The organism is Pseudomonas sediminis, assembly GCF_002741105.1.
In the GTDB taxonomy this organism is placed as follows: domain Bacteria; phylum Pseudomonadota; class Gammaproteobacteria; order Pseudomonadales; family Pseudomonadaceae; genus Aquipseudomonas; species Aquipseudomonas sediminis.
Genome location: NZ_NIQU01000003.1, coordinates 151,089 through 176,302, shown reverse-complemented (window position 1 = coordinate 176,302; position 25,214 = coordinate 151,089). Strand labels below are relative to the sequence as shown.

Below are 25,214 nucleotides of genomic sequence, written 5' to 3'. Positions count from 1 at the left end.
GCTGTTGCTTGGGCGGTCGCGAGACCGTCATTCATGGGTTATCGAGAGGCTGGCATCGACACCAATGTCATCTGCCAGCCCTTGCTGCTGTTATTGCTGGCTACCTGCTTTGCTGCGCAGAGCGGTGGCCACTCTGGATGCCGAGGCCTTGCCCAAAGCGGCATCGATAAAGGCGCCCGCCTCAAGCAACGCAGGAAGATCAACACCGGTGGCCAGTCCCTGCTCATGGAACAGGTAGACCAGCTCCTCGGTTGCCACGTTGCCAGTGGCGCCTGGCGAATACGGGCAACCGCCCAGTCCGGAGATCGAGCTGTCGAACACTCGCACGCCGGCCTCCAGGGCGGCCTGAACATTGGCCACTGCCATGCCATAGGTATCGTGGAAGTGTCCAGCCAAAGCAGCGATCGGCACCTCGCTGGCGCAGGCCTCAATGAGCTGCATGGCTCGCCCCGGCGTACCTCTGCCGATGGTGTCACCCAGACTGATCTCGTAGCAGCCCATGGCATACAGTTCACGGGCGACTCGAACCACGTCAGCCACCGGCACTTCACCGCTGAACGGACAACCCAGCACGCAGGACACGTAACCGCGTACGGCCACGCCCTGCTCCGCTGCCTTGCCAAGCACGGGCTGGAAGCGCTGCAGGCTTTCATCGATGGAGCAGTTGACATTGCGCTGCGAGAACGGCTCGGATGCAGATGCGAAAACCGCGACCTCTCTGCAGCCAACCGCAAGCGCAGCATCAAGCCCCTGGAGATTTGGCACCAGCGCCGTATAGGTTACGCCTGGGTGCTGCCGAAGCCGTCGCAGCACCTCGTCAGAGCCGGCCATCTGCGGAACCCAGCGCGGCGAGACGAACGCCCCGGCCTCCAGGGCTTGCAAACCGGCCGCAACCAGGCGCTCGATCAGCTCCACGCGTACCGCCACCGGCAGCGTCATGGCCTCGTTCTGCAGGCCGTCGCGTGCACCGACCTCTACCAGCCTTACCGCTTCCATGGTCATTGCCCACGCTTCTCGCGCAGCAGAACCTCCGCGCGATCAGCGCGCACATCTCGCGCCTCGACCATCCGTTTGACCAGCCAGTCCACCTCATCACCACGAGCACCGGCCGACAACGCGACATTACGCGCATGCAAGGCCATGTGACCGCGCTGAATGCCTTCGGTGGCCAGAGCACGCAGAGCCCCCAGGTTCTGCGCCAGCCCCACGGCGACTGCAATTTCGCCAAGCTCCTGGGCACTCTTGACGCCCAGAATGCGCAGCGACAACTGCGCCAGGGGATGAGTCTTGGTGGCGCCGCCCACCAGCCCCAGCGGCATGGGCATCTCAATAGTGCCGACCAGGTGACCTTGGCTGTCCTTCTCCCAGGTGGTCAGGGAACCGTAGTGACCATTGCGGCAGGCATAGGCGTGAGCACCGGCCTCCACCGCTCGCCAGTCGTTACCGGTGGCCACTACCAATGGATCGATGCCATTCATGATGCCTTTGTTGTGGGTCGCAGCTCGGTAGGGATCGATCGCCGCAAAGGTATAGGCATCGATCACCCCTTCGATGACTTCGGCGCCTTTGTATTCCGGCGTATCCAGCTGCTCCGGCGCGATACGCACCTGGGCGCGGGCCAGACGCAGATCGGCGAGGTTGGAGAGAATGCGCAAACGCACCTTGCCTCCGGTGAGCCGCTCCATCAGCGGCGCCACTGCCTCTGCCATGGTATTGACCGTATTGGCGCCCATGGCGTCGCGCACGTCGACGATCAGGTGAGCCACCAGCATCGGCCCGCGCGGGCTGTCGATGAAGGTGTGCACTTCGATATCGCGACAGCCTCCGCCCAGACTGTTCAGCAACTGATCCTTGCTGTTGGCCAGGGCGATGATCTCGTCCCTGCTGCGCAGCAGGCTGAGCCGCGCATTGTAGGGGTCGCTGACGCCAATGATCTGCACCTGAGCACGCATCAGTGGTGCGCTGCTGGAAGTCCGGAATCCACCTGTCGGCCGCGCCAGCTTGGCCATGAACGAAGCGGCAGCAACCACCGAAGGCTCCTCGACCACCAGTGGAATCACTACATCTCTGCCATTGATGCAAAAGTTGCTCGCCAGCGCGTAGGGCAGCTCGAACGTGCCAATCACGTTCTCGATCATGCCGTCGGCGATTTCTATCGGTAGTGCACCGGCATCACGGAGCAGGGCCGAGTCCTCGGCAGACAGACCGACCAGTTGCTGAACGTAGTCGAGTCGTTTCGAGGGCGACAGATTGCGGAAATTGGGCAGGCGGGAGTCGATGGACATCGGGGAGCTCTCTTGGAGTCGTTTGTTCTTGGTTGCGGAACACTATCCGCACTGTATCCCCGAAAAAAGGTACAGTTTGCCCAGACACTTCTTCCTTGTATCCACGACCTTTTCACCATGCCCAAACAAACCCTTGCACAAAAAGTGGCCGACGCCATTGCCAGGCAGATAGCCGAAGGCGCCCTGCAAGAGGGCAACAAACTGCCCTCGCTGCGCGAGTACATGCGCCTGCACGGGTACGCCAAGAACACCGTAATTACCGCTTACGAACACCTGGCATCACAGGGGCTGGTGGAGGCTCGGCATGGCAAGGGGTTCTTCGTCTGCAAGAACCTCAAAGCACGCAAGGAGGAGGACGAGCCACAGCCTTACACCCGAGCGCTGGACACCATCTGGATGATGCGCCAGCAGTTCGTGCGCGACCCTGGCCACTCACACCTGGGCGAAGGGTTTCCACCGATTGAATGGCTGATGGACATGCGCCTGGACAAATTCCACCGGCAAGTGGTGCGCGGCGGGGTGTCGACCCTGTTTCGCTACGGGACACGGCTGGGCAATCCCGATTTGCGCCAGCGCCTGGTGCAGAAGCTCGCGGACTACCAGATTGCCGTGTCACCACGGCAACTGGTCACCACCCTGGGCGCCAACCATGCAATGGACCTGATCATCCGTCGCTACGTGGCCCCTGGCGATACAGTGCTGGTCGAGGACCCTGGCTACTACCCGCTGTTCGGCAAGCTGCAACTGCAAGGAGCGCGCATGCTCGGCATTGCGCGAAAGACCGATGGCCCGGACCTCGACACACTGGAAAGCCTGCTGAAGAAGCACCGCCCCAAGCTGTTCTTTCTTCAGTCCGTGGGCCACAACCCGACCGGCTCCGACCTGTCCCCAGCCAAGGCACACCAGCTGTTGCAGCTTGCAGAAGTGCATGACCTGCTGCTGGTGGAAAACGACGCCATGGCTGACTTCAAGCCCAGCTCGGCGATAAAGCTGACGGCTTTGGACCAGTCCGAGCGCACCCTCTACCTGGGCAGTTTCTCCAAATCGATTTCAGCCGCCTTGCGCGTCGGCTTCATTGCCGGCAGCAAAAAACGCATCGAGGAACTGGCCGACCTGAAGATGCTGCTGCACAACAGCGGCGCCGAGTATAGCGAGCGCACCATCGATGTGATCCTCGCTGAAGGGCACTTCCTGCGTCACCTGTCGCGCCTTCAGGAGCGCTTGCGCGCCGCCACGCAACGCGGCCTGGAAGTGCTCGATGGGCTGGGTGCCGAGGTGTTCTGTCGACCCGAACAAAGCCTCTATCTGTGGGCTCGATTTCCCGGAGCCGATGATGCCAACACCCTCACCCGCCAGTGCCTGAGTCAGGGCGTGATGCTTGCTCCAGGCTCGATCTTCGCAGTCGACCGGCAGATGCCCGTGGCCTGGACGCGGCTCAATGTCGCCTACCTGGATGACCCGGCCTTTCGCCGCAGCCTCACACACCTGGGGCTGGCGCGATAACCTCGCCCGCCTCCTCGCCGGCGCACTGAACGGGCGCGGGCTTTCTGGTAGACTCGGCAGCTTTTCAGGCTTCACTCGCAGACTCCCATGCAAGCACCTAGCACCCAACGCGTGATCGTCGGCATGTCCGGCGGCGTCGATTCATCCGTTTCCGCCCTGCTGCTGATGGAACAGGGTTACCAGGTCGAAGGCCTGTTCATGAAGAACTGGGACGAAGACGACGGCACCGAATACTGCACCGCCATGGACGACCTGGCCGACGCCCGGGCCGTATGCGACCGCATCGGCATCAAGCTGCACACTGCCAACTTCGCCGCCGAGTACTGGGACAACGTGTTCGAGCACTTCCTCGCCGAATACAAGGCCGGCCGTACGCCGAACCCAGACATCCTGTGCAACCGCGAAATCAAGTTCAAAGCCTTCCTCGACTATGCCCTGTCGCTCGGTGCCGAACTGATCGCCACCGGTCACTACGTACGCCGCCGTGACGTCGATGGCCGTACCGAGTTGCTCAAGGGCCTGGACCCGAACAAGGACCAGAGCTATTTCCTGCACGCCGTCGGCGGCGAGCAGATCGCCAAGACCCTGTTCCCGGTTGGCGAGCTGGAAAAGCCGCAGGTACGCGCTATTGCCGAGAAATACGAGCTGGCCACGGCGAAGAAGAAGGACTCTACCGGCATCTGCTTTATCGGTGAGCGCCGCTTCAGTGACTTTCTCAAACAGTACCTGCCGGCTCAGCCAGGCGACATCGAGACCACCGAGGGCCAGGTCATCGGCCGCCATCACGGTCTGATGTACCACACAATCGGCCAGCGCCAGGGTCTTGGCATCGGCGGTCTCAAGGACGCCAGCGATGATCCCTGGTACGTGCTGCGCAAGGACCTGACGCGTAACGTACTTATCGTCGGCCAGGGCAACGAACACCCCTGGCTGTTCTCCCGCGCTCTGCTCGCCTCCGATATCTACTGGGTCAACCCAGTGGACCTGAGCGCTCCACGCCACCTGACCGCCAAGGTGCGCTACCGCCAGAATGACCAGCACTGCACCCTGGAGAAGACCGAGACCGGCTATCGCGCCGTGTTCGACGAGCCGCAGCGCGCCGTCACTCCGGGTCAGTCCGTGGTGTTCTATGACGGCGAGGTGTGCCTGGGTGGTGGCGTGATCGAAACCGCAGAAGCCTGGTACGAGGACGCCCAATGAGTCCGCTGCAGGAGCAACTGGTCGCCCTCGGCGCCGTATTCGAGGCAGCAGTGCTGGCCGACAAGATCGCCCGCACCGGCCAGGTCAGCGAAGCCTCGATGGGCTGCATGCTCGGCAGCCTGCTGGTACGCGATCCGAAAAGCACGCTGGACGTCTACGGCGGTGACGACCTCAACCTACGCGACGGTTATCGCGCCCTGATCAGCTCGCTGGAGCGCAATCCATCCGCCCTGCAGCGCGAGCCGTTGCGCTATGCACTGGCAATGGTCGGCCTGGAGCGCCAACTGGACAAGCGTGGCGACATGCTGCAGGTGATGGGCAGTCGCCTCGACCAGATCCAGCAACAGGTCGAGCATTTCGGCCTGGTCCATGACAACGTCATCGCTGCGTGCGGCGGCCTGTATCAGGACACCATCAGCACCTTCCGTCAGCGTATCCAGGTGCACGGCGACATGCGCTTCCTGCAGCAACCGAACAACGCGGCGAAGATCCGCGCACTGCTGCTCGCCGGTATTCGCTCGGCGCGCCTGTGGCGCCAGCTCGGCGGCCACCGCTGGCAGTTGGTGTTCAGCCGCAGCAAGCTGCTCAAAGAACTCTACGAACTGACGCGAAACTGACCATGGAGCCCGCCAGCCGCAGCGTAAAACCCCTACAGGGTGCCCTGCTGCTGGCGCTCTCAGCGCTGCTGTTCGCTTTTACCGGCGTCGGCATTCGCGAGATATCCAGCAGCGTCAACAACGAGTCGGTGGTGTTCTTCCGCAATCTGGTCGGCGTGTTGTTCTTCCTACCTTTGCTGCTGGTACGTGGCGTTCGCCCGCTACGCACGACACGCCTGAAGTCCCATCTGTGGCGCACCACCTACGGCCTGGCGGCGATGTACTGCTTCTTCTACGCCATCGCCCACCTGCCATTGGCCGACGCCATGCTGTTCACCTACTCGGCGCCGGTGTTCACCCCGCTGATCGCGCATATCTGGCTGAAGGAGCCGCTGACTCGACGCATGCTGGCCAGCAGCCTGATCGGTTTGTGCGGCGTGCTGCTGGTGGCCAAACCCAGCACCGCCCTGTTCGAGGGGCCCGCACTGTTTGGCCTGGCCGCCAGCCTGCTGGCGGCCTTCGCCTTCGTCTCCATCCGTGAAATGAGCGACAGCGAACCAGCAACGCGCATCGTCTTCTATTTTTCGCTGTTCAGCGCGCTGTTCTCCGCCATCCCGCTGACCTGGAGCTGGCAGCCACTGGATACCACTCAACTGAGCTGGCTGCTGGGCATCGGCCTGCTGGCCACCGCCAGCCAGGTGATCATGTCGCGCGCCTACGGCCTGGCGCCGCCGGGGCTGATTGGGCCGGTCGCCTACCTGGCCATCGTCTTCGCCGGCATCATCGCCTGGCTGCTCTGGGGCGAGGCGCCAGACACCCTGTCACTGCTCGGCGCAGCGCTGATTTTTGCCGCCAGTCTGTTATCGGTCGCACGACGCAGGACATAGGCGATCACGCGCCGGTTTTCATGTATGATATGCGCCCTTTTCGCCAGAGGTCGTCCAGGCACCTGAGCTAGCGCCCGCTTCACTGAAGCAGGCACGACGCGCAGCGACCCCGGATGGCTTTTCAGCCCGACAGCTCGAGAACGCCTACATGCAGCTTTCCTCGCTCACCGCGGTTTCCCCCGTCGACGGCCGCTACGCCGGCAAAACCAGCGCCCTGCGCCCTATCTTCAGCGAATACGGCCTGATCCGTAGCCGCGTACTGGTCGAAGTGCGCTGGCTGCAGCGCCTGGCCGCTCACGAGGGCATCCCGGAAGTCGCGCCCTTCTCCGCCGAAGCCAACGCCCTGCTCAACGAGCTGGCCGAGAACTTCGCCGTCGAGCACGCCGAGCGCGTCAAGGAAATCGAGCGCACCACCAACCACGACGTCAAGGCCGTGGAGTACCTGCTCAAGGAACAGGCTGCCAAGCTGCCGGAGCTGGACAAGGTCAGCGAGTTCATCCACTTCGCCTGCACCAGCGAGGACATCAACAACCTGTCCCACGCCCTGATGCTGCGCGAAGGCCGCGACAGCGTGCTGCTGCCGCTGATGAAGCAACTGGCAGGCGCCATTCGCGAACTGGCAGTGAAGTTCGCTGATGTGCCGATGCTCTCGCGCACCCACGGCCAACCGGCCTCGCCGACCACCCTGGGCAAGGAACTGGCCAACGTCGTCCACCGTCTGGAGCGCCAGATCGCTCAGGTCGCGGCCGTGCCGCTGCTGGGCAAGATCAACGGCGCCGTGGGCAACTACAACGCCCACCTGTCGGCCTACCCGAGCATCGACTGGGAAGCCAACGCGCGTCAGTTCATCGAAGGTGACCTGGGCCTGACCTGGAACCCCTACACCACCCAGATCGAGCCGCACGACTACATTGCCGAGCTGTTCGACGCCATCGCTCGCTTCAACACCATCCTGATCGACTTCGACCGCGACGTCTGGGGCTACATCTCCCTCGGTTACTTCAAGCAGAAGACCGTGGCTGGCGAGATCGGCTCCTCGACTATGCCGCACAAGGTCAACCCGATCGACTTCGAAAACTCCGAAGGCAACCTGGGCATCGCCAACGCGATCTTCCAGCACCTGGCCAGCAAGCTGCCGATCTCCCGCTGGCAGCGTGACCTGACCGACTCCACCGTGCTGCGTAACCTGGGTGTCGGCTTCGCTCACAGCGTCATCGCTTACGAAGCCAGCCTCAAGGGAATCAGCAAGTTGGAGCTCAATGCTCAGAAAATCGCTGAAGATTTGGACGCGTGCTGGGAAGTGCTCGCTGAGCCGATCCAGACCGTCATGCGTCGCTACGCCATCGAGAACCCGTACGAGAAGCTCAAGGAGCTGACCCGCGGCAAGGGCATCAGCCCCGAGGCCCTGCTGGCCTTCATCGACGGCCTGGACATGCCGACCGCCGCCAAGGAAGAGCTCAAGCAACTGACTCCGGCGCGCTACATCGGTAACGCCGTGGCCCAGGCCAAGCGGATCTAAGCGCGATCAGCCTCGAGGACGCCCGGCTGAGCCGGGCGTTTTTGTTTTAAGGTTTTTATCTATTTCAAGGGCTTACTGATGAATCCTGATACTCCGCTGCAATTGCTGGGTGGCCTCACAGCCCGTGAATTCCTGCGTGACTACTGGCAGAAGAAGCCGCTGCTGGTGCGCCAGGCGATCCCGGACTTCGAAAGCCCGATCAGCCCCGACGAACTGGCAGGTCTGGCGCTGGAAGAAGAAGTCGAATCGCGCCTGGTGATCGAGCACGGCGAACGCCCCTGGGAGCTGCAGCGCGGCCCGTTCAACGAAGACACCTTCCAGGATCTGCCCGAGCGCGACTGGACCCTGCTGGTGCAGGCCGTCGACCAGTTCGTGCCGGAAGTGGCCGAGCTGCTGGAAGACTTCAAGTTCCTGCCCAAGTGGCGCATCGACGATCTGATGATCAGCTTCGCTGCTCCCGGCGGCGGCGTCGGCCCGCATTTCGACAACTACGACGTATTCCTGCTGCAGGCTCACGGTCATCGCCGCTGGCAAGTTGGCCAGATGTGCGATTCCGACAGCCCGCTGCTCACCCACGCCGATCTGAAGATCCTGGCGCAATTCGAACCAACCGATGAATGGGTGCTGGCACCCGGCGACATGCTCTACCTGCCGCCACGCCTCGCCCACTGTGGCACCGCTGAGGATGATTGCATGACCTATTCCGTGGGCTTCCGCGCGCCGAGCGCCGCCGAAGTACTGACCCATTTCACTGATTTCCTCGGCCAGTTCCTGCCCGACGAAGAGCGTTACAGCGATGCCGACATCCAGCCGAGCGAGGATCCCAACCAGATCCAGCGTGACGCCCTGGAGCGCCTCAAGGCGCTGCTCAACGAGCACATGAGTGACGAACGCCTGCTGATGACCTGGTTCGGCCAGTTCATGACCGAGCCCAAGTACCCGGAGCTGGTTGCCGGCATCGAGATCGAGGAAGAAGACTTCCTCGGCGCCCTGGAAGATGGCGCGATCCTGATCCGCAATCCCAGCGCACGTATGGCCTGGTCGGAAGTCGGTGAAGACCTGGTGCTGTTCGCCAGCGGCCAGAGCCGCCTGGTTTCGGCCCGCCTGCGTGAGCTGCTGAAGCTGATCTGCAGCGCCGATGCGTTACATGTGGAAAACCTCGGCGCCTGGCTGGCCGACGACGAGGGGCGTACTCTGCTGTGGGAACTGGTCAAACAAGGCAGCCTGGGATTTGCCGATGAGTGAGATCACTGTCCGTGTCGCGGACTGGCATAGGGACAATGCCGAGCTTCGTCGTATCCGCGACAGCGTTTTCGTCGCCGAGCAATCGGTGCCGCCGGAACTGGAGTGGGACGCCGAAGATACCGACGCCGTGCATTTTCTCGCCGAGGAAGGCGATTACCCGGTTGGCACCGCACGTCTGCTGCCCGATGGCCATATCGGTCGCGTGTCGGTGCTCAAGGATTGGCGCGGCCTCAAGGTCGGAGAGAAACTGATGCAGGCAGTGATCGCCGAAGCGGAAAAACGCGGCCTGCATCAGCAAATGCTCACCGCTCAGGTGCACGCGACGCCGTTCTATGAAAGGCTAGGCTTCAGGATTGTCAGCGACGAGTACCTCGACGCCGGCATACCGCACGTGGATATGGTGCGCACCAGCCAGTAGAGAGCACGATGAACGACAAAGACGCCCCGGTCGAACCGATCGATACGCCAGATCCCATTGAACTGGCGGCCATCGAATTCGAGTCGCCGGGGCGTTTTGCCGTGCATAACCCCGACCCCATCACGCCAGATGCGGCACAGTGGGAGCCGGCCCCGTTCATACTTGGTCAGCACGAGCGCCTGGAGCGCTTCAGCCAGCCACAGCAGGCTCGCGCCCACATCCTGGCGTTGATCCAACAGGCCCAGCGCAGCCTGTGCCTGTACAGCGACGACCTGGAGCCCTGGCTCTATCACCACAGCAGTGTGCAGCAGGCCTGCACCCGGTTCTTGCTGAGCAGCCCACGAGCGCGCCTGCGTATCCTGCTACGCGACCCAACTCGCGCCGTGAAGGAAGGCCATCGTCTGCTCGCTCTGTCACGCCGATTGTCCTCCAACCTGCATATCCGCAAGCTTCATCCGGACTACGCCAACGAGGAGCTGGCCTACCTGATTGCCGATGACAGAGGCCTGTTCTTGCGGCCTGAACTCGATCAACAATCCGGCTACGCCCTGTACAACGACCCGGCGCGCGTGCGCCAACGCCAGGCCCAGTTCGACCAGGCCTGGGACACCAGCATCACCGACCCTGACCTGCGGAGCTTTCTGCTATGACCCTGCGCACGCTGTTCGCCGCCCTGCTTCTCGGCCTGTGCCTGCCACTGCAAGCGGCCACCGAGGTAATCCCACTGAATTACCGCACCGCCGACGACGTACTCGGCGTGGTGCAATCGATGCTCGGCAACGAGGGCAAGGTCAGCGCCTATGGCAACCAACTGATCGTCAATGCATCACCGGCCAAGATCGGCGAGGTGCGCGTGCTGCTGCAGCAACTCGACACCCGCCCGCGGCGCCTGCTGATCACCGTGGAAAGCGCTGACAGCAATTACCAGAACGACCGCGGCTATCGCGTCGACGGCACCCTCAGCGCCGGCAATGCCGAGGTCCAGGTCGGCCGTGGCGAAGTCAACGGCCGCGACCAGGTGCGCATCATCCGCCGCAGTACCGACAGCCGTGGTGGCGGCACCCAGCAGGTACAGGCAACCGAAGGCTATCCGGCACTGATCCAGGTCGGCCAGAGCGTGCCGCTGACCAACACCAGTACCGGCCCGTACGGCCAGGTTTACCAGGACACCCAGTATCGCGACGTGACGCGAGGTTTCTACGTGACAGCCAGCCTCTCTGGCGAACTCGTCCACGTTGCCATCAGCAGCCAGCGCGATCGCGTCAGCAACAGCCGCCCCGGCGTGATCGACGTGCAAAGCACCGACACGCGCGTCAGCGGTCGTCTCGGCGAATGGATAACCCTGGGCGGCGTCAGCGAGGAAACCAGCTCCAGCGGCCGTGACGTGTTGCGTCGACACACCACCCAGGGCCGCGAGGACATGTCGCTGCGCCTGAAGGTCGAAGCGATCGACTGACCCCCCGACCAAAGTCGCATCCCTTTCCCTCGCAAGCACCATGGACAACTCACGCAACCCGCGAAATGCCTGAAACGCCCACCCCATGGGCTGCACAGCGTGACCAAGCAGTCGCCGACTGAATATGTAGTAGTTTTAAAAAACCACTACAAAACGTTTGACGAAGCATTTTCCCAGAGGCATGATGGCCTCGCTCCCGCTAGCCAGGGGTCCTGAAAAGGATCTCCAGACCGCCCGCGAAGTACTTCGCGACGGTCCGTGTCCCAACAGCCCACAAGGCCGTACGACGAGGTTGCGACTGGAACGAAGTTGTCCTGAGGGACGGGGAAGCGTTTAGCGTCAGACAGATCGAAAACCCAGCAGGTGCCCAAGGTTTCCACGAGCCAACCGGCAAACGCGACGTTCTCGAAATGCTCGCCACATCCCCCCTCCTCGCGGTCAATCCTCGCCCCAGCCGTATTCTCGCCGTCAAAGTGGAAGCCTCCCGCAGCCACTGCATCCGTGCACGCATTGCGTGGGTAGTCGGTGCTCAACCAACACATTTTTTGAAGGATTGACCATGTCCGCATATCAAAACGACATCAAGGCTGTAGCCGCTCTGAAAGAGAAGTTCGGCAGCAGCTGGAGCGCTATCAACCCCGAGTCCGTCGCCCGTATGCGCGCTCAGAACCGCTTCAAGACCGGTCTGGAAATCGCTCAGTACACCGCTGACATCATGCGCAAGGACATGGAAGAGTACGACGCCGACTCCTCCGTCTACACCCAGTCGCTGGGTTGCTGGCACGGCTTCATCGGTCAGCAGAAGCTGATCTCGATCAAGAAGCACCTGAAGACCACCAACAAGCGCTACCTCTACCTGTCCGGCTGGATGGTCGCTGCTCTGCGCTCTGACTTCGGCCCGCTGCCGGATCAGTCGATGCACGAGAAAACCGCCGTCTCCGACCTGATCGAAGAGCTGTACACCTTCCTGCGTCAGGCCGACAGCCGCGAACTGGACCTGCTGTTCACCGCCCTGGACGCGGCTCGCGCAGCTGGCGATCAAGCCAAGGCTGCCGAGATCCAGAACCAGATCGACAACCACGAAACTCACATCGTGCCGATCATTGCCGACATCGACGCTGGTTTCGGTAACCCGGAAGCCACCTACCTGCTGGCCAAGCGCATGATCGAAGCCGGTGCTTGCTGCATCCAGATCGAGAACCAGGTTTCCGACGAGAAGCAGTGCGGCCACCAGGACGGCAAAGTGACCGTTCCTCACGCTGACTTCCTCGCCAAGATCGCTGCCGTTCGCTACGCCTTCCTCGAGCTGGGCATCGACAACGGCGTGATCGTTGCCCGTACCGACTCCCTGGGTGCCGGCCTGACCAAGCAGATCGCCGTAACCAACGAGCCGGGCGACCTGGGCGATCTGTACAACAGCTTCCTCGATTGCGAAGAAGTGTCCGCTGCCGACCTGGGCAATGGTGACGTCGTGATCAACCGCGGCGGCAAGCTGCTGCGTCCGAAGCGTCTGCCTTCCAACCTGTTCCAGTTCCGTGCTGGCACCGGCGAAGCGCGCTGCGTACTGGACTGCATCACCAGCCTGCAGAACGGTGCCGACCTGCTGTGGATCGAAACCGAGAAGCCGCACGTTGGCCAGATCGCGGCCATGGTCAACGAAATCCGTAAGACCATCCCGAATGCCAAGCTGGTTTACAACAACAGCCCGTCCTTCAACTGGACCCTGAACTTCCGTCAGCAGGTGTTCGATGCCATGGTTGCCGAAGGCAAGGACGTTTCCGCCTACGACCGCGCCAAACTGATGAGCGTCGAGTACGACGAAACCGAACTGGCCCAGGTTGCCGACGAGAAGATCCGCACCTTCCAGCGCGACGGTTCGGCTCAGGCTGGCATCTTCCACCACCTGATCACCCTGCCGACCTACCACACCGCAGCTCTGTCGACTGACAACCTGGCTAAAGGCTACTTCGCCGACCAGGGCATGCTGGCCTACGTGAAAGGTGTTCAGCGTCAGGAACTGCGTCAGGGTATCGCCTGCGTCAAGCACCAAAACATGGCTGGCTCCGACATCGGCGACAACCACAAAGAGTACTTCGCTGGCGAAGCTGCTCTGAAGGCGAGCGGTAAAGACAACACCATGAACCAGTTCCACTAAGAACGGTTCACCTGCTGCGGACCACGCATCCGCAGCAGCCTGTTTGCCTAATCTGCCCCGGCTTGCCGGGGCTTTTTTTCGTCTGCGTTTATTGTCCAGGCAAACCGGCCTTTCAGCTCCTAAGCTCAAATGACGCCTCCTGGAACCTGCCTATGCCCTCGCCTCGTTACGCCCTGCTATTGGGCAGCTGCCTTCTGATCGGCAGCGCAACCCTGACTTGGTACTGGCAACGCCCTGCCATTGAAGAACGCCTCAGCCTCGAGCCCGAGCAGCTGCCGACACCTCAAGCCGCGCAAGCCAGCCCGACGCCTGCATCGTCGCCCCTCAGCACGGAGCAGCTGCAACTGCTGGCCCGCCCGGAGATCCAGCAACAGGAACAACGCCTGGGATTTCATCAGCGCTATAGAGACCTCATCGAGCACGCAAAGCAGCTCGACGCCGAAAAGCGCGAAGCACAGGCGGAGGACCTGAGCAAAGGGCTCGATGCTATGGAGCAGCGAGGCGAGCTTGCATTGAGCGAGACCCTGCTGCTGCAGATTGCCCTGATCAAGGCCGTCAGCGAGGACGAAGCTGAGCAGAAAGCACGCGCCGAAGCGCTGATCAAACGCTATCAGGTCATCAGCGCAGAGCGCGAAGCCAGGCTGGAGCAGCAGCCTGACCCCAACTTCGAGCGCTACAAGGCCGAGGAAAAACGCATCGTCGAGGAGGTGCTCGAACTGCAGAACATTCCCGATGGACTCACACGCGACCAATATCTACGACAACGCCTGCAAGAGGCCCGCGAGCGCAATTACCGACAAGCTCCCAACAGCTGAACGCGGCGACAACCCAAGTTGTCGCCGCGTTGGTTCAACCCCTGTTCAGAGCATCTGGTCCAGCAGGTAATAAAGCAGATTGAAGGGTTTGTTGCGGTCAGCCATATCACTGCTTTCCGAAGCATCCAGTACCTGTCCACTGCCATCGAGAACGCTGCTGACAAAGTTGTCCAACTGCAGATTCTGCTCCTGGATATCGGAGTTGGCGAACTCGATGATGCTGGTGCAATGGCTTTCGTTGACGTTACGGAACTGCGGGAAATAACCACCGACATTACCCAGGCTGGCCAGTTGGCTGCGCAGACGCGTGGTGTCCGTCGCCCAGCGCTGCTTGATCAGGGCCTCCTTGGCAGCCTGGTTCGGCGCATTGACGATCTCCGGGTAGAAGCGCTCATAGGAATAGGATGAATAGTTCAGGTCCTGCCAGAAATGCGTATGCCCCATGCGATCACCCGGCAGATTGCTTGAAAGCGCCGGATACAGGCTGCCCAGGTCGTTGCTGTTGAAGCCCGGCAGACGCGCCTGCAGGTACTGCAAAGGCCCCTGAGCGGCATCGAGGCCCCAAGCCTGACGGATCAGGGTCTGCAGCGGATAAGAGGGGTACGCCTGATTATCGCCAGCCAAGGCGGTATACACCGGCCCGGAGTCGTTGATCAGATAGCCACGATCCGGCGCGATGTCCTGGCGCAGATTGGCGTAGTTGGTCAGGCTGCCGGCGCCGCCTGCACTGCACCCTGTGGTGAGCATCTGCGTCGGTCGTGGCAGGTTGTCCTTCAGCCACCCGACAACCGCGCGCATGTTCCGCAAGCCGTTGTGGTGCCATACCAACGGCGGATTTGCCCCTTGCGGGTCTTCGTAGATCGCCACCTTGTCGCCGGAGTAGATATCGCCCGTGCAATACGGCACATAGACCATGTTCCAGTTCTGCGTCTTGACGCGCGTCCAGGGGTGCAGACGCACGACGAAGGGGCTGACCAGACTTGCGCCCGGATTGAGCAGCGACATGTAGTCATTGGCAATCCCATCCGGATTGCGCGCACCACGTATGCCACTTTGCCCGCTGCAACTGGCGTAGTCCCAGCAGGCACCACCGCCCTCCAGGTAAACGATGGTATTGCGCGTGTTCGGCACGCGATTGATGAAGAACTTGTATGGCGAGCCATTGCCGCACACCGCCCCGGTCTGCGGCGCCATCTGAATCGTTTGCCAGCCGTAGTAATTACTGGGATTGAAGCCGCTGTTGAAACCACTCGGGTTAGCCAACAACGGGTAGGGTCCGACACGCTGCGCAGGCGTCACCGGATTGTCGGCCCTGGGCGGCGACACCAGATTGCTCAAGCTCTGCCAGAAATTGTAATCACCCAACTCCGCGCTGGCAGGCGCGCTCAGGGCTAGCAACAGAACGGCTGGGACAATACGCGGCAACGACTGGACAACAGGCATGGCAAAACCCCTCATATTGTTATTCGTACGAAGGGTCGGCATACCCAGGCAGGGCAACATCGCAGACCCAGCGGATGGTGGGCACTGCTCGATCAACTGCGCATCGCCACGGGGCGATTCATGCACGTTAGTACAAGATCAGTTGGACGGCACCTGGAGATGAATAACGTTTAGTGATAAGCCATGCCGCCGGCTATACGTTTTGAGAATCCAGCAAGCCATTCGATGCTTTCGCCTTAACACCAAAGTGGCAGCGAATTGCTCATCTCGCTGAGGGCAATCACGCTGCGAAATGAGGCAAATTAGCCGGATGAATGCGCCTTGAAATTGCCAGAGCAGAGTCATCAGCTATAGTCCTGAAACGCCAGCCCATACGGCTCGCTTCAGAATTACACCGATGCGACAAATCAATCAGAAATGATCGAATTTAGGGAATAATTTTTCTCTGAAAAATTTACTTACAGTTGGTCTGCACATAGTATTGTATACACACTTCGCGCCAACGCCCTCGACGGTGTCTGGTCGCTAAATAGATTAAAAGCCGTTCCTTAATTCAAGGAGTACCGGCATGCCTGATGCGGTAATGACCATGTCCCAGAACTGGGCTTTCGCTGTTTTCTTGCTGGGTGTCTGCGGGCTCATCGCCTTCATGCTCGGTGTTTCCAGCCTGCTCGGTAGCAAGGCCTGGGGGCGCAGCAAGAACGAGCCTTTCGAGTCGGGCATGCTTCCTACCGGCAGCGCGCGTCTGCGCCTGTCAGCCAAGTTCTATCTGGTCGCGATGCTCTTCGTGATCTTCGACGTTGAAGCCCTCTATCTCTTCGCTTGGGCAGTCTCGGTGCGCGAAAGCGGCTGGGCGGGCCTGATCGAAGCTACAGTTTTCATAGCAATTCTGTTGGCAGGTCTTGTCTATCTTTGGCGTATCGGCGCGCTCGATTGGGCACCGCAGGGACGTCGTGAACGGCAGGCGAAGCTAAAACAATGAGGCTTTGGCGATGCAATACAAACTTACTCGGGTCGACCCGAATGCGCCCAACGAGGCGTATCCGATCGGCCAGCGGGAGGTCGTCTCCGACCCGCTGCTAGAGGACCAGGTTCACAAGAACATCTACATGGGCAAGCTCTCGGACGTGCTTAACGGCGCGGTCAACTGGGGGCGCAAGAATTCCTTGTGGCCGTACAACTTCGGCCTGTCCTGCTGCTATGTGGAAATGACCACCGCCTTCACCGCCCCGCATGACGTGGCGCGTTTCGGTGCGGAAGTCATTCGCGCATCACCCCGCCAGGCCGACTTCATGGTCATCGCCGGCACCTGCTTCATCAAGATGGCGCCGGTTATCCAGCGTCTCTATGAGCAGATGCTGGAGCCCAAGTGGGTCATCTCCATGGGTTCATGCGCCAATTCCGGCGGCATGTACGACATCTACTCGGTCGTTCAGGGCGTGGACAAGTTCCTCCCCGTGGACGTCTACATTCCCGGCTGCCCGCCCCGTCCGGAGGCGTTCCTGCAAGGCTTGATGCTGCTGCAGGAATCCATCGGCCAGGAGCGCCGCCCGCTATCCTGGGTCGTTGGCGATCAAGGCATCTACCGTGCCGAAATGCCTTCGCAGAAGGAACAGCGCCGCGAGCAGCGAATCGCCGTTACCAACCTGCGTAGCCCCGACGAAGTCTGAGCCGATGCTTGCCTGCGCAAGCGTCATGCCCACTTTCTACGTTGATCGACAGCGACCGAGACCATGACTCAAGACACCGTTGTGTCCATACCGCCTTACAAGGCTGACGACCAGGACGTCGTCGCCGAACTGCGCGCCCGTTTTGGCGACGACAGTTTCACCCTGCAAGCGACCCGCACCGGCATGCCGGTTCTCTGGGTCGCCCGTGAGCGCCTTATCGAAGTGCTCACCTGCCTGCGCAACCTGCCGCGTCCCTACGTGATGCTCTACGACCTGCACGGCGTCGATGAGCGCCTGCGCACCCAACGTCGCGGCCTTCCCGATGCCGACTTCACGGTGTTCTATCACCTGATGTCGCTGGAGCGTAATAGTGATGTGATGATCAAGGTCGCCTTGTCCGAGCGCGACCTCAACCTGCCCACCGCCACCAGTATCTGGCCCAACGCCAACTGGTACGAGCGTGAAGTCTGGGATCTGTACGGCATCACCTTCGCCGGCCACCCGCACCTGAGCCGGATCATGATGCCGCCGACCTGGGAAGGTCACCCGCTGCGCAAGGACTACCCGGCGCGCGCCACCGAATTCGATCCATTCAGCCTGACCCTGGCCAAGCAACAGCTCGAGGAAGAAGCTGCGCGCTTCCGTCCCGAAGACTGGGGCATGAAGCGTGGTGGTGAGCACGAGGACTACATGTTCCTCAACCTCGGCCCCAACCACCCATCCGCCCACGGCGCCTTCCGCATCATCCTGCAGCTCGACGGTGAAGAGATCGTCGACTGCGTGCCGGAAATCGGTTACCACCACCGTGGTGCCGAGAAGATGGCCGAACGGCAGAGCTGGCACAGCTTCATCCCCTACACCGACCGCATCGACTATCTCGGCGGGGTGATGAACAACCTGCCCTACGTGCTCTCGGTGGAAAAACTCGCCGGCATCAAGGTGCCGGCCCGCGTCGACTTCATCCGCGTGATGATGGCCGAGTTCTTCCGCATCACCAGTCACCTGCTGTTCCTCGGCACCTACATCCAGGACGTCGGCGCCATGACCCCGGTGTTCTTCACCTTCACCGACCGCCAGCGCGCCTACAAGGTGATCGAAGCCATCACCGGCTTCCGCCTGCATCCGGCCTGGTATCGCATCGGTGGCGTCGCCCACGACCTGCCACGTGGCTGGGACAAGCTGGTCAAGGAATTCGTCGACTGGCTACCCAAGCGCCTCGACGAATACGAGAAGGCGGCGCTGAAGAACAGCATCCTCAAGGCCCGTACCATCGGTGTAGCGCAGTACAACACCAAGGAAGCGCTGGAATGGGGTACCACCGGCGCCGGCCTGCGCGCCACTGGTTGCGATTTCGACCTGCGCAAGGCACGCCCTTATTCCGGCTATGAGAACTTCGAATTCGAAGTGCCGCTGGCGGCCAATGGTGACGCCTATGATCGCTGCATGGTGCGCGTCGAAGAGATGCGCCAGAGCATCCGCATCATCGATCAGTGCCTGAAGAACATGCCGGAAGGCCCGTACAAGGCCGATCACCCGCTGACCACGCCGCCGCCGAAAGAGCGCACGCTGCAGCATATCGAAACCCTGATCACCCACTTCCTGCAGGTTTCCTGGGGCCCGGTCATGCCGGCCAACGAAGCCTTCCAGATGATCGAGGCGACCAAGGGCATCAACAGCTACTACCTGACGAGCGACGGCAGCACCATGAGCTACCGCACCCGGATTCGTACCCCCAGCTTCGCCCACCTGCAGCAGATCCCCTCGGTGATCCGCGGCAGCATGGTGGCGGATCTGATCGCCTATCTGGGCAGTATCGACTTCGTCATGGCCGACGTGGACCGCTGATCATGAATACGCTTATCAAGACAGACCGTTTCGTTCTCAGCGAAACCGAGCGCTCGGCCATCGAGCACGAGATGCACCACTACGAAGACCCGCGCGCTGCCAGCATCGAAGCGCTGAAGATCGTGCAGAAGGCCCGCGGCTGGGTGCCTGACGGCGCCGCTGACGCCATTGGCGCGATCCTCGGCATTCCCGCCAGCGACGTCGAGGGCGTGGCCACCTTCTATAGCCAGATATTCCGTCAGCCGGTGGGCCGCCATGTGATTCGCGTATGCGACAGCATGACCTGCTACATCGGCGGCCATGAATCGGTGGTCAGTGAGATGCAGAAGCAGCTTGGCATCGGCCTCGGCCAGACCACCAGCGATGAGCGTTTCACCCTGCTGCCGGTGTGCTGCCTAGGCAACTGCGACAAGGCCCCGGCGCTGATGATCGACGACGACACCTTCGGCGATGTGCAACTTGACGGCGTCGCCAAGCTGCTGGAGGCCTACAAATGAAGACCCTCACCTCCATCGGCCCAGCCAACCGCATCACTCGCAGCGAAGAAACCCATCCGCTGACCTGGCGCCTGCGTGACGACGCCCAGCCGGTATGGCTGGAGGAATACCAGCAGAAGAACGGCTACGCGGCTGCACGCAAGGCACTGACCGAAATGGCCCAGGCCGACATCGTGCAGACCGTCAAGGAGTCCGGCCTCAAGGGCCGTGGCGGCGCAGGCTTCCCCACGGGTGTGAAGTGGGGCCTGATGCCGGCTGACGAATCCATGAACATCCGCTACCTGCTGTGCAACGCGGACGAAATGGAGCCCAACACCTGGAAAGACCGCATGTTGATGGAACAGCTGCCCCACCTGCTGGTGGAAGGCATGCTGATCTCGGCGCGCGCGCTCAAGGCCTATCGTGGCTACATCTTCCTGCGTGGCGAGTACGTCGACGCCGCAGCCAACCTCAACCGCGCCATCGAGGAAGCCAAGGCCGCCGGCCTGCTCGGCAAGAACATCTTTGGTAGCGGCTTCGATTTCGAGCTGTTCGTGCACACCGGCGCCGGCCGCTACATCTGCGGCGAAGAAACCGCGCTGATCAACTCGCTGGAAGGCCGCCGCGCCAACCCGCGCGCCAAGCCGCCCTTCCCGGCTGCCGTCGGCGTCTGGGGCAAGCCGACCTGCGTCAACAACGTCGAAACCCTATGCAACGTGCCCGCGATCATTTCGGGCGGTGTCGACTGGTACAAGAGCCTCGCCCGCCCAGGCAGCGAAGACCACGGCACCAAGCTGATGGGCTTCTCCGGCAAGGTGAAGAACCCCGGCCTGTGGGAACTGCCGTTCGGTATCACCGCCCGCGAGCTGTTCGAGGACTACGCTGGCGGCATGCGCGACGGCTACAGGCTCAAGTGCTGGCAGCCTGGCGGCGCCGGTACCGGTTTCCTGCTGCCCGAGCACCTCGAGGCGCAGATGTACGCCGGCGGCATCGGCAAGGTCGGCACGCGTATGGGCACCGGCCTGGCGCTTGCGGTCGACGACTCGATCAATATGGTTTCCCTGCTACGCAACATGGAAGAGTTCTTCGCCCGCGAGTCCTGTGGCTGGTGCACGCCATGCCGCGATGGCCTGCCGTGGAGCGTGAAGATCCTCCGCGCCCTGGAACGCAAGCAAGGCACCGCCGAAGACATCCAGACCCTGCTCGGCCTGGTCAACTTCCTCGGCCCGGGCAAGACCTTCTGCGCGCATGCGCCAGGCGCCGTGGAGCCGTTGGGCAGTGCCATCAAGTATTTCCGTGAAGAGTTCGAGGCTGGTGTGGCCCAGGTGGCGAGTACGCCCCGCACGCCGGCAACCGCGAGCTGAACAGACGAATTCCCTTAGCCAGCCGCTTTAACCAGCGGGTAAACGAAGACTTAAAGAAATGGCCACTATCCACGTAGACGGCAAAGATTTCGAAGTCGATGGAGCAGACAACCTCCTGCAGGCCTGCCTGTCCCTCGGACTCGATATCCCCTACTTCTGCTGGCACCCGGCGCTTGGCAGCGTCGGTGCGTGCCGCCAGTGCGCGGTCAAGCAGTACAACGACGAGAACGACACCCGTGGTCGTATCGTCATGTCCTGCATGACGCCCGCCACCGACAACACCTGGATCAGCATCGACGACGACGAGTCCAAGGCGTTCCGCGCCAGCGTCGTCGAATGGCTGATGACCAATCACCCACACGACTGCCCTGTGTGCGAGGAAGGTGGTCACTGCCACTTGCAGGACATGACGGTGATGACGGGGCACAACGCCCGGCGCTACCGCTTTACCAAGCGGACTCATCAAAACCAAGAGTTGGGCCCGTTTATCGCCCACGAGATGAACCGCTGCATCGCCTGCTACCGCTGCGTGCGCTACTACAAGGACTACGCCGGCGGCACCGATCTGGGCGTCTACGGCGCACACGACAACGTGTACTTCGGCCGTGTCGAGGACGGCACGCTGGAAAGTGAGTTCTCCGGCAACCTGGTCGAGGTCTGCCCGACCGGCGTGTTCACCGACAAGACCCACTCCGAGCGCTACAACCGCAAGTGGGACATGCAGTTCGCCCCGAGCATCTGCCACGGCTGCTCCAGCGGCTGCAACATCAGCCCCGGTGAGCGCTACGGCGAGCTGCGCCGCATCGAGAACCGCTTCAACGGCTCGGTCAACCAGTACTTCCTCTGCGACCGCGGCCGCTTCGGCTATGGCTACGTCAACAATGCGGATCGCCCGCGCCAGCCGTTGCTGGCTGGCCAGGCCATCGGCATCGATGCCGCGCTGGACAAGGCCGCCGAGCTGCTCAAGGACAAGCGAGTGATTGGCATTGGCTCGCCGCGCGCCAGCCTCGAAGCCAACTTCGCCCTGCGCGAACTGGTGGGCGCCAGCAACTTCTATAGCGGCATCGCCGCCAGCGAACTGGCCAATATCCGCCTGATCCGCGACATCCTGCAGAACGGCCCGCTGCCGACGCCGACCCTGCGCGATGTCGAGCTGCACGACGCCATCTTCGTTCTTGGTGAAGACCTGACCCAGACCGCCGCACGCATGGCCCTGGCCCTGCGCCAGGCAGTCAAGGGCAAGGCCACCGAGATCGCTGCAAGTGCGCGTATTCAGGACTGGCACATGGCAGCGGTGCAGAACGTTGCGCAGCATGCTCGTCACCCGCTGTTTATCGCCAGCGTCGCGGAAACCCGCCTGGACGATGTGGCCGCCGAAAGCGTGCAGGCCGCGCCGGCTGATCTCGCCCGCCTGGGCTTCGCAGTGGCGCATGCCATCGATCCGAGCGCACCGGCCGTCGACGGTCTGGAAGCCGAGGCGCAGGCGCTGGTACAGCGCATCGCCGATGCCCTGCTGGCGGCCCAACGCCCGCTGATCGTCTCCGGGGCCTCGCTGGGCGACAAAGCCCTGATCGAAGCTGCCGCCAATATCGCCAGCGCGCTGAAGAACCGCGAGAAGAACGGCTCGCTGAGCCTGGTGGTACCGGAAGCCAACAGCCTGGGTCTGGCACTGCTTCTGGATAAAGAGCAGGGCGGTGAATCCGTCGATGCTGCGCTGGATGCCTTGAGCAACGGCCAGGCCGATGCCGTCATTGTGCTGGAAAACGACCTGTACCGCCGCGCCGATGCCGCCAAGGTCGATGCAGCGCTCAGCGCCGCACAGACAGTGATCGTCGCCGATCACCAGCACACCGCCACCAGCGAACGCTCCCACCTGCTGCTGCCTGTGGCGAGCTTCGCCGAAGGCGACGGCACCCTGGTCAGCCTCGAAGGTCGCGCCCAGCGCTTCTTCCAGGTCTATGAGCCGAGCTACTACGACAGCAATATTCTGATCCGCGAAGGCTGGCGCTGGCTGCACGCGCTGCACAGCACCCTGCAAGGCAAGGCCGTGGACTGGACACAACTGGATCAGGTCACCGAGGCCTGCGCCGCCAGCAACCCGCTGCTGGCCGGGATCAAGGACGCCGCGCCTAGCGCCTCGTTCCGCATCAAGGGCCTCAAGCTCGCCCGCGAGCCGCACCGCTACAGCGGCCGCACCGCCATGCGCGCCAACATCAGCGTGCACGAGCCGCGTCAGCCGCAGGATCAGGACAGCGCCTTCGCCTTCTCCATGGAAGGCTACGCCGGCAGCAAGGAAGATCGGCAGCAGATTCCGTTTGCCTGGTCGCCGGGCTGGAACTCGCCGCAGGCCTGGAACAAGTTCCAGGACGAGGTCGGTGGTCATCTGCGTGCCGGCGACCCCGGCGTGCGCCTGCTCGAAGCCGCCGGTAGCGCCCTGCCCTGGTTCGCCGTCAATGCTGCGTTCAACCCGGCAGCTGGCACCTGGCAGGTGGCGCCGCTGCACCACCTGTTCGGCAGCGAGGAAAACTCCGCGCGTGCCAAACCGATCCAGGAACGCATGCCCGAGCCCTACGTGGCCCTGGCCCGCGATGAGGCGGCACGCCTGGGCGTGAACGACGGTGCGCTGCTGGCCCTGCGCGTCAATGGCCAGGCACTGCGCCTGCCACTGCAGGTGCGTGATGATCTGGCCGTCGGTCTGGTCGGCCTGCCGGTTGGCCTGCCGGGCATTCCGGCAACAGTCGCCGGCGCCAGCGTGACCCTGCTGCAGGAGGCCGCGCAATGAGCTGGTTGACGCCCGAACTGATCGAGATCGTCATCGCGGTACTCAAGGCCATCGTCATCCTGCTGGTGGTGGTGGTCTGCGGCGCGCTGCTGAGCTTCGTCGAACGCCGTCTGCTCGGTTGGTGGCAGGATCGCTACGGCCCCAACCGTGTGGGGCCGTTCGGCATGTTTCAGATCGCCGCCGACATGATCAAGATGTTCTTCAAGGAGGACTGGACGCCGCCGTTCGCCGACAAGTTCATCTTCATCCTGGCGCCGATGATCGCCTTCTCGGCGATGCTGATGGCCTTCGCCATTATCCCCATCACCCCGAACTGGGGCGTGGCGGACTTGAACATCGGCATCCTGTTCTTCTTCGCCATGGCGGGCTTGTCGGTGTATGCCGTGCTGTTCGCTGGCTGGGCAAGCAACAACAAGTTCGCCCTGCTCGGTGCCCTGCGTGCTTCGGCGCAGACGGTGTCCTACGAGGTGTTCCTGGCCCTGGCTCTAATGGGCGTGGTGGCGCAGGTTGGCTCGTTCAACATGCGCGACATCGTCGATTACCAGGCGCAGAACCTGTGGTTCATCATTCCGCAGTTCTTCGGCTTCTGTACTTTCTTCATCGCTGCTGTCGCGGTGACCCACCGTCACCCGTTCGACCAGCCGGAAGCCGAGCAGGAGCTGGCCGACGGTTACCACATCGAATACGCCGGGATGAAATGGGGCATGTTCTTCGTCGGCGAATACGTGGCCATCGTCACCGTGTCGGCGCTGCTGGTAACCCTGTTCTTCGGTGGCTGGCACGGCCCGTTCGGCATCCTGCCGCAGATTCCGTTCTTCTGGTTTGCGCTGAAAACGGCCTTCTTCATCATGATCTTCATCCTGCTGCGCGCGTCGATCCCACGCCCGCGCTATGACCAGGTCATGGCCTTCAGCTGGAAGTTCTGCCTGCCGCTGACCCTGATCAACCTGCTGGTGACCGGCGCCGTCGTGCTGGCCACGGCCCAGTAAGGAGAACCACAGAATGTTCAAATACATATGGGACGTGCTGGTCGGTACCGGCACCCAACTGCGTAGCCTGGCCATGGTGTTCAGCCATGGCTTTCGTAAGCGCGACACCCTGCAATACCCTGAAGAACAGGTCTATCTGCCGCCGCGCTACCGTGGCCGCATCGTCCTGACCCGCGACCCCGACGGCGAGGAACGCTGCGTCGCCTGCAACCTGTGCGCAGTGGCCTGCCCGGTGGGCTGCATCTCGCTGCAAAAGGCCGAGACCGACGACGGTCGCTGGTACCCGGAGTTCTTCCGCATCAACTTCTCGCGCTGCATTTTCTGCGGCCTGTGCGAGGAAGCCTGCCCGACCACCGCGATCCAGCTCACCCCGGATTTCGAGATGGGCGAGTTCAAGCGCCAGGATCTGGTGTACGAGAAGGAAGACCTGCTGATCAGCGGCCCCGGCAAGAACCCGGACTACAACTTCTACCGCGTTGCCGGTATGGCCATCGCCGGCAAGCCCAAGGGCGCCGCGCAGAACGAGGCCGAGCCGATCAACGTGAAGAGCCTGCTGCCTTAGGAGT

Annotated in this window: 22 protein-coding genes; 19 read left to right on the top strand and 3 right to left on the bottom strand. The window is 62.2% G+C overall.

Annotated elements, in window-relative coordinates:
* Window positions 1-90 precede the first annotated feature (90 nt).
* On the bottom strand, window positions 91-1,002 hold the full coding sequence (locus CDO35_RS08845; protein ID WP_099523934.1) for a hydroxymethylglutaryl-CoA lyase: 912 nt from the start codon (window positions 1,000-1,002) through the stop codon (window positions 91-93).
* Complete coding sequence (locus tag CDO35_RS08840; protein ID WP_099523932.1) at window positions 999-2,285, bottom strand: hydroxymethylglutaryl-CoA reductase, degradative; 1,287 nt, start codon at window positions 2,283-2,285, stop codon at window positions 999-1,001. Before CDO35_RS08840 ends, CDO35_RS08845 begins: the two co-directional genes overlap by 4 nt.
* Before the next feature lie 117 nt (window positions 2,286-2,402).
* Here CDO35_RS08840 and CDO35_RS08835 point away from each other — a divergent pair, with 117 nt between their 5' ends.
* The 11 genes from CDO35_RS08835 to CDO35_RS08785 all read left to right on the top strand — a co-directional run bounded on the left by CDO35_RS08835 (window position 2,403) and on the right by CDO35_RS08785 (window position 14,079).
* Entirely contained in the window at window positions 2,403-3,788 is a 1,386-nt protein-coding gene (locus tag CDO35_RS08835; RefSeq protein ID WP_099523930.1) for an aminotransferase-like domain-containing protein, read from the top strand.
* An 87-nt stretch (window positions 3,789-3,875) separates the two neighbouring features.
* Window positions 3,876-4,988: a tRNA 2-thiouridine(34) synthase MnmA gene (mnmA, locus tag CDO35_RS08830; protein WP_099523928.1), complete on the top strand. Its 1,113-nt coding sequence runs from the start codon at window positions 3,876-3,878 to the stop codon at window positions 4,986-4,988.
* Complete coding sequence (gene hflD / locus CDO35_RS08825; RefSeq protein WP_099523925.1) at window positions 4,985-5,605, top strand: high frequency lysogenization protein HflD; 621 nt, start codon at window positions 4,985-4,987, stop codon at window positions 5,603-5,605. Before mnmA ends, hflD begins: the two co-directional genes overlap by 4 nt.
* Window positions 5,606-5,607: 2 nt before the next feature.
* Entirely contained in the window at window positions 5,608-6,471 is an 864-nt protein-coding gene (locus tag CDO35_RS08820; RefSeq protein ID WP_099523923.1) for a DMT family transporter, read from the top strand.
* 148 nt (window positions 6,472-6,619) lie between these two features.
* On the top strand, window positions 6,620-7,990 hold the full coding sequence (purB, locus tag CDO35_RS08815) for an adenylosuccinate lyase (RefSeq protein WP_072424092.1): 1,371 nt from the start codon (window positions 6,620-6,622) through the stop codon (window positions 7,988-7,990).
* 78 nt (window positions 7,991-8,068) lie between these two features.
* Window positions 8,069-9,235, top strand: a complete 1,167-nt coding sequence (locus CDO35_RS08810; RefSeq protein ID WP_099523921.1) for a ribosomal protein uL16 3-hydroxylase — start codon at window positions 8,069-8,071, stop codon at window positions 9,233-9,235.
* Window positions 9,228-9,653: a GNAT family N-acetyltransferase gene (locus CDO35_RS08805; RefSeq protein WP_036999437.1), complete on the top strand. Its 426-nt coding sequence runs from the start codon at window positions 9,228-9,230 to the stop codon at window positions 9,651-9,653. The genes CDO35_RS08810 and CDO35_RS08805 overlap by 8 nt, the downstream gene beginning before the upstream one ends.
* Window positions 9,654-9,661: 8 nt before the next feature.
* Window positions 9,662-10,303, top strand: a complete 642-nt coding sequence (locus tag CDO35_RS08800; RefSeq protein ID WP_099523919.1) for a DUF7931 domain-containing protein — start codon at window positions 9,662-9,664, stop codon at window positions 10,301-10,303.
* Window positions 10,300-11,109 (top strand): secretin N-terminal domain-containing protein, encoded by an 810-nt coding sequence (locus CDO35_RS08795; protein WP_099523917.1) that lies wholly within the window; start codon window positions 10,300-10,302, stop codon window positions 11,107-11,109. The genes CDO35_RS08800 and CDO35_RS08795 overlap by 4 nt, the downstream gene beginning before the upstream one ends.
* A gap of 559 nt (window positions 11,110-11,668) precedes the next feature.
* Complete coding sequence (locus CDO35_RS08790; RefSeq protein ID WP_074678646.1) at window positions 11,669-13,264, top strand: isocitrate lyase; 1,596 nt, start codon at window positions 11,669-11,671, stop codon at window positions 13,262-13,264.
* 152 nt (window positions 13,265-13,416) lie between these two features.
* On the top strand, window positions 13,417-14,079 hold the full coding sequence (locus CDO35_RS08785; protein WP_099523916.1) for a hypothetical protein: 663 nt from the start codon (window positions 13,417-13,419) through the stop codon (window positions 14,077-14,079).
* Between the two features lie 45 nt (window positions 14,080-14,124).
* On the opposite strand, the gene CDO35_RS08780 is transcribed toward CDO35_RS08785, so the two are convergent.
* A complete protein-coding gene (locus CDO35_RS08780; RefSeq protein ID WP_099523914.1) occupies window positions 14,125-15,522 on the bottom strand; it encodes a pectin acetylesterase-family hydrolase in 1,398 nt (465 codons plus the stop codon).
* A 568-nt stretch (window positions 15,523-16,090) separates the two neighbouring features.
* Here CDO35_RS08780 and CDO35_RS08775 point away from each other — a divergent pair.
* From CDO35_RS08775 to nuoI, 8 genes are all read left to right on the top strand, one after another.
* Window positions 16,091-16,504 (top strand): NADH-quinone oxidoreductase subunit A, encoded by a 414-nt coding sequence (locus CDO35_RS08775; protein WP_099523912.1) that lies wholly within the window; start codon window positions 16,091-16,093, stop codon window positions 16,502-16,504.
* A 10-nt stretch (window positions 16,505-16,514) separates the two neighbouring features.
* Window positions 16,515-17,192: a NuoB/complex I 20 kDa subunit family protein gene (locus tag CDO35_RS08770; RefSeq protein WP_013715478.1), complete on the top strand. Its 678-nt coding sequence runs from the start codon at window positions 16,515-16,517 to the stop codon at window positions 17,190-17,192.
* Window positions 17,193-17,255: 63 nt separating this feature from the next.
* Complete coding sequence (gene nuoC, locus CDO35_RS08765) at window positions 17,256-19,037, top strand: NADH-quinone oxidoreductase subunit C/D (RefSeq protein WP_099523910.1); 1,782 nt, start codon at window positions 17,256-17,258, stop codon at window positions 19,035-19,037.
* 2 nt (window positions 19,038-19,039) lie between these two features.
* Complete coding sequence (gene nuoE / locus CDO35_RS08760; RefSeq protein WP_425048532.1) at window positions 19,040-19,534, top strand: NADH-quinone oxidoreductase subunit NuoE; 495 nt, start codon at window positions 19,040-19,042, stop codon at window positions 19,532-19,534.
* Complete coding sequence (gene nuoF / locus CDO35_RS08755; RefSeq protein WP_099523908.1) at window positions 19,531-20,877, top strand: NADH-quinone oxidoreductase subunit NuoF; 1,347 nt, start codon at window positions 19,531-19,533, stop codon at window positions 20,875-20,877. The genes nuoE and nuoF overlap by 4 nt, the downstream gene beginning before the upstream one ends.
* A 58-nt stretch (window positions 20,878-20,935) precedes the next feature.
* The gene (gene nuoG / locus CDO35_RS08750; protein WP_099523905.1) at window positions 20,936-23,659 is read left to right on the top strand and encodes an NADH-quinone oxidoreductase subunit NuoG; all 2,724 of its coding nucleotides are present in this window, start codon (window positions 20,936-20,938) and stop codon (window positions 23,657-23,659) included.
* Window positions 23,656-24,648, top strand: coding sequence for an NADH-quinone oxidoreductase subunit NuoH (gene nuoH, locus CDO35_RS08745; RefSeq protein WP_099523903.1), 993 nt, complete (start codon window positions 23,656-23,658; stop codon window positions 24,646-24,648). Before nuoG ends, nuoH begins: the two co-directional genes overlap by 4 nt.
* Window positions 24,649-24,661: 13 nt before the next feature.
* On the top strand, window positions 24,662-25,210 hold the full coding sequence (gene nuoI / locus CDO35_RS08740; RefSeq protein ID WP_003460474.1) for an NADH-quinone oxidoreductase subunit NuoI: 549 nt from the start codon (window positions 24,662-24,664) through the stop codon (window positions 25,208-25,210).
* The last annotated feature ends 4 nt before the right edge of the window (window positions 25,211-25,214 follow it).